The following is a 1,818-nucleotide window of genomic DNA, read 5'->3' on the forward strand; positions in this document are numbered from 1 at the left end:
CGAGGTGGGGCGTTTCACCACGCAGGATCCGATAGGGTTGGAAGGTGGGTTGAATTTATATGCTTATGGGCCAAATCCTTTAACTTGGATAGATCCATTTGGGTTAAGTAATTGTTCGACTCTTGACCGTATTATTGGTGATGCGAACAAAGTCGCTTCGCGTGGTGGAGCTATAACAGCAAAACAAGCTCAGATACTGAGAGATAATTTACCGGTAGTTCAGAGACGGAGTGTTTTCCAAAATCAGATGGCTCGCAAAGAGTTCGTCAGAGATCAGCATTATCTGATGAGTCAGTGGGAAGCCAATACAGGTAGAACCTGGCCGACAGGAGCTACCCCGCACCACATAATCCCACTAGAAAGTGGGGGGGCGAATAAATGGTGGAATTTGATGCCTACTCATGGCACTTTGCCTAATCATTCTTTACCTGGTGTACCTGGCCCACATGCCGCCGGTGGAGTGCTTCGAACAACTGTTCAACAAAGCAGAAAAGCACTGCCTCCTGGAACTATAACTGATTTGAGATTGTGACATGAATGATTTTGACTTTGATAGTTTACTACAGCGCATCGATAACTCATGCTTTTTCTCAAGAATGGGGCTCCCAGATGTTCTGGATAGTCGCGTGATTTTAATTGAAAATGTTGAGAAGGTGTTTGTTAATCCCACTGATGCAGAGTTTAAGGGATACTATGATAGTGTGGAATGGTTGCCAACATCAATGACTCAGGAGGATCCTTTCTACAAAGTAAAGGAGGTATTACCTAAGGAACTTACTGGTTTACGTATTCGAGTAAACAAGGCTGTCATGAATGCAACAAAGGGATTGTCTAAGGATAAATTCAATTACGGGCCTCATGACTTCAGCTTAGCAGCCAGAAATGGAATTTGTTTTGCTTTCAGAGAGTATGTTTCTGAACAGTATCTTCATTTAGGGAATAAGTGGGAAGAAGTTGTGGGTATATACTTTTCTGGTCACTGGCCTGTGGGTATAGCAAAAGATAAGATAGTTACCATTTAATATTTGTTGACTGCAAAGATAAATATCTTTGCAGAACCATACGACCTAGCCAGTCCGTGGAGCCCGCTGGCGGCGCTGGAGCAGGCGGGCGACAGTCGCCCTGCGAATATATGCGGGTATCACACCTATCTGAACAGCTCGCCGCTGGAAGTGACAGATGCGGCGGGCAACAAAGATTACAAACACTCCATTGGTAGCTCTTTAAAAATGCGGGTAGAAAAGCAGGTCTCCAACCGGGCGACCGAATTAGTGAAATAATATTTCAGTAGGGGGGGGTATGAATAAGACTTTCTCTTTCACAACAGATACTGCGACCTTGTCAATTTTTGATTTGGTGTCTTTAAAATATAGAGTTAGCGATGATGCTGATTGGTGGAGCATTCCAGAGGATGAACTGGAAGAAGTAAATAAAGGTAACGTGTTGCTTTTGAATCTTGGTGAGGACGGTCAGTATACGGTTCGAGTTGTTGATAACATAAGTGAGAACTATAAATCGTTATTTTTGAATGTGCCTTCAGGAAAGGTTTTTGTTGGTGCAGGGGAAGATACTAGCGGTGGTTACCTTGAACCTGACGGTTCTGACTATATGTCAGGTGTGTTTTTGATTATGGATATAGGCAATTACGAAGTAAGATTTAGAAGAGACTCTCTCGATATAGTCATTTCATTTATTAAAAGTAGTGAAAATAAAAATGAAGAGAGTGCATTAATTAGGATCTGATTTGTACTTTTTTACAACATGTCAACAATGACCCTCTTTTATTTTAGGGGAATTCGTTGAAAGGAACACCGCGAA

The 1,818-nt window shown here is 42.4% G+C and carries 3 protein-coding genes and 1 pseudogene; all 4 read left to right on the forward strand.

What is annotated here, in order from left to right; genetic code table 11:
- A partial coding sequence (locus tag WCL58_RS25205; RefSeq protein WP_275452259.1) for an RHS repeat-associated core domain-containing protein occupies positions 1-532 on the forward strand: 532 nt, incomplete at its 5' end.
- Position 533: 1 nt separating this feature from the next.
- Positions 534-1,022 carry a hypothetical protein gene (locus WCL58_RS25210; protein WP_149572398.1) on the forward strand — a complete coding sequence of 163 codons (489 nt, stop codon included), beginning with the start codon at positions 534-536 and terminating at the stop codon, positions 1,020-1,022.
- 39 nt (positions 1,023-1,061) lie between these two features.
- Positions 1,062-1,193, forward strand: a pseudogene (locus tag WCL58_RS25380) (RHS repeat-associated core domain-containing protein); the annotation flags it as partial.
- 106 nt (positions 1,194-1,299) lie between these two features.
- Positions 1,300-1,743: a DUF6386 family protein gene (locus tag WCL58_RS25220; protein WP_336851753.1), complete on the forward strand. Its 444-nt coding sequence runs from the start codon at positions 1,300-1,302 to the stop codon at positions 1,741-1,743.
- The last annotated feature ends 75 nt before the right edge of the window (positions 1,744-1,818 follow it).

This window comes from Serratia sp. TMDUHS_CL (genome assembly GCF_037137105.1).
In the GTDB taxonomy this organism is placed as follows: domain Bacteria; phylum Pseudomonadota; class Gammaproteobacteria; order Enterobacterales; family Enterobacteriaceae; genus Serratia; species Serratia nevei.